At 74.2% G+C, this 3242-nt stretch carries 1 protein-coding gene; it reads left to right on the plus strand.

What is annotated here, in order from left to right:
• Nucleotides 1-3242, plus strand: a 3242-nt coding sequence (locus GT042_RS26400; RefSeq protein WP_161311232.1) for a beta-ketoacyl synthase N-terminal-like domain-containing protein, incomplete at both ends; no start/stop codon positions are given.

The following is a 3242-nucleotide window of genomic DNA, read 5'->3' on the forward strand; positions in this document are numbered from 1 at the left end:
GCCGGCACCGGCCCCGCCCGCCACGAACCCGCGCTGCTGGTGCGCGACTGGCGGCCCGTGCCGGCCCCTCCCGCCGCACCGGCCGGTCACCGTCAGGTGTGCGTCGTACTGCTCGGGCGCGAGACCACCCTGCCGGTGACCGCCGCGCTGCCCGGCGCGGAGGAGACCGACTGGATCGTCGTACGGGAGCGCTCGACGCTCCCCAGCCTCGTGAGCGGCGAGTACGAACTCGATCTGGACGACGGCGGGGCGGGCCGCGCGCTCGGCGAACGGTTGCGCGCAGCCCACCCCCGGCTGGACGCCGTCGTCGACCTCGTGGACCTGGCCGGCCCGCCCACGCCGGGCCGGGAGTTCGGACGTCTGGGGCTGCTCCAGGCCCTGGTGCCGGCGATCGGGGGCCGGCCGCTGCGGCTGCTGCACCTCGCCCACTCCGCCGCCGGCTCACCCTGGCCCGCGGCGGCCCGAATGGCCGCCCTCGTCCGGTCGCTCGGCGCCGAGTACGCCGACGTGTCGGCCGGCACGGTCGAGTGCGACACCCCGGTCACCGACGGCGAGGCGCTGGTACGCCTGGTGCGGAGCGAACTGGCGCTCGGTACGGCGGACGGAGCGGGGGAGCCGGAGATCCGGCTCACCGGGGGCCGACGGCTGGCTCCCCGGCTGGTCCGGTTGCCGTACGACGGAGAACAGACCCTGCGGGTCGACCCGTCCAGGACCTACCTGATCACCGGCGGCACCGGCGGCCTCGGTCTGGCGTCCGCCCGGCGGCTGGCCGAACGCGGCGCCCGGCGGCTGGCGCTGCTCGGGCTGCGCCCGTTGCCCCCGCGCTCCGCCTGGAGCCGGGACACGTCCGACGAGCGCGTCGCGGCGCTGCTGGAACTGGAAGACCTCGGCGTGCGCGTCGCCCTGCACAGCGGGGAGTTGACGGACTCGGCGGCACTGCGTTCCTTCCTCGGCCGGGTGCGCGGCGACCTCGGGCCCATAGCGGGCGTCCTGCACTGCGCCGGGTCGGTCGAGCGCGGGACACCCGCGTTCGTCCGCAAGGAACTCGGCTCGATGAGCGACACCTGGCGGCCGAAGGGCGAGGGGCTGTTCACACTCCTCGACGAGCTGCGCGAGGACGAACCCGACTGGATCGTCCACTTCTCCTCCCTGTCGGCCACCCTGCCGGAACTGGCCGTCGGCCTGGCCGACTACGCGGCGGCCAACGCGGTGCTGGATGCCGTGGCGCAACGGGCCACCGGCCGCACCCGCCATGTCTCGGTCGGCTGGGGGAGCTGGACGGGCGCCGGCATGGGCGCCGTGCGCAGCCCGCGCTACGCCGAGTCGGGATTCACCCCGCACACCGTCGAACAGGGCTTGGACCTGCTGGAAGCCGCGTTGGCATCCGGCCGGTCCCACGTGGTGGCGGCGGCCGTCGATCCTGCCGTGTGGCCGGTGGGGGATCCCGTCGGCCGGCCCGTGGCGGTGCCGGGGCCGGTGCCGGAACACGATCAGGAGGAGAGCCGTATGAGCGAGGACGATCCCACGGACGCCTCGGACACCGGTGGCACGGCGCTCGCCACCGTCGCCGCGGCCGTCGCCGAACTCCTGGCCCGTGCGCTGCTGATACCGGTCGAGAGGATCGGTCACCGGACGAACTTCGGCCAACTCGGCGTGGACTCCATCCTGGTGGCGGGCATCGTCGCCGACCTGGAGGAACGCGTCGGTGAGCCGTTGTCGCCGTCCCTGGTCCTCGAGTACCCGACCGTGGCCCTGCTCGCCGAGCACCTGACGACGGAACACCCGGCCGGGACGGCCCGCTGGGCGGGCGGAGCCGCGGTCACCGGCGGCCGCCGGGCCGACGCCCGTACGACGGGAACCGGCCCGGCGGCCACCGGAGCCGGTGGTCCGGAGGCCGGCCGGGGGCTGGTGGCCGTCATCGGTGCCGCCGGCCGTTATCCGGGTGCTCCGGATCTCGACCGCTACTGGGAGTTGCTGCGTGAGGGACGCGGTGGCATCACCGAGGTGCCCGCCTCCCGCTGGGACCACCGTCGTCTGTGGTCGCCGCGGCCCGCACCCGGCCGGAGCATCAGCAAGTGGGGCGGATTCCTCGACGGCATCGAGGAGTTCGACCCGGAATACTTCGGTATCGGCACCGCCGACGCCGCCCACGTCGACCCACTGATCCGCATGTCGCTGGAGACCGTGGAACAGACCCTGCGGGACGCCGGTTACCGCCGTGAGGACGTGGCCGGGGGCCGCATCGGATTTTTCATGGGCTCCGGCACCAGTACCTACGGCAGCCGGGTGCCCGTGCCGCACCGCAACACGGTGACCGGCCTCAACCAGAACTTCATCGCCGCCCACGCCGCCCATGTCTACGACCTGCGCGGGCCCCACCTCACGGTCGACAGTGCCTGTTCCTCCGCGCTGTCCGCGCTGTACCTCGCCATGGGCGCGCTGGCCGCGGGTGACTGCGACGCCGCGCTCGTGGGCGCTGCCGACCTGCTGCTGGACGAGGCGCCGTTCCTCAAACTCAGCGCGTCCGGGGCACTCTCACCCGACGGTGCCTGCCACGTCTTCGACGCCGCCGCGAACGGCATCGTGCTCGGCGAGGGCGTCGGAGCCGTGCTGTTGAAACCGCTGGCCAGGGCACTTGCCGACGGCGACCGGATCCACGCCGTGATCGAGACCTGCAAGCTGAACAACGACGGCCGGACGATGGGGCTGACCACGCCGAGCCCCCAGGCCCAGGAGCGGCTGGTGGCCGACAGCCTGGCCGCCGCCGGGGTCACCGCGGACACGGTGACCTACGTCGAGGCCCACGGCACGGGCACGATGATCGGCGACCCGATGGAACTCCAGGCGCTGACCCGGGCCTTCCGCCGCACCACGGACGCGGTCGGCCACTGCGCGGTCGGCAGCGTCAAGTCCAACATCGGGCATCTGCTGATGGCGGCCGGCATGGCCGGGCTCCACAAGGTGATCCTCTCGCTGGTGCACCGCACCGTCCCGCCCACCCTGCACTGCGACCGGCCCAACCCCCGGTTCTCCTTCGCCACGTCGCCCTTCCGCCCCGCCCTCGCCGCCGAGCCCTGGGCACCGGCGTGCGGGGTCCGGCGCGCCGGGCTGAGCGCGTTCGGCTTCGGCGGCACCAACGCCCACGCCTTGGTGCGTGAGCTGCTGCCGGAGGAAAGGGAGGCGTACCGGCCCACCCGTACGCCCCTGCCGCCGGCCGAGTACCGCCGCGCCCGCCACTGGCT

Origin of the sequence: Streptomyces sp. SID3212 (genome assembly GCF_009865405.1) — a bacterium.
Classification (GTDB): domain Bacteria; phylum Actinomycetota; class Actinomycetes; order Streptomycetales; family Streptomycetaceae; genus Streptomyces.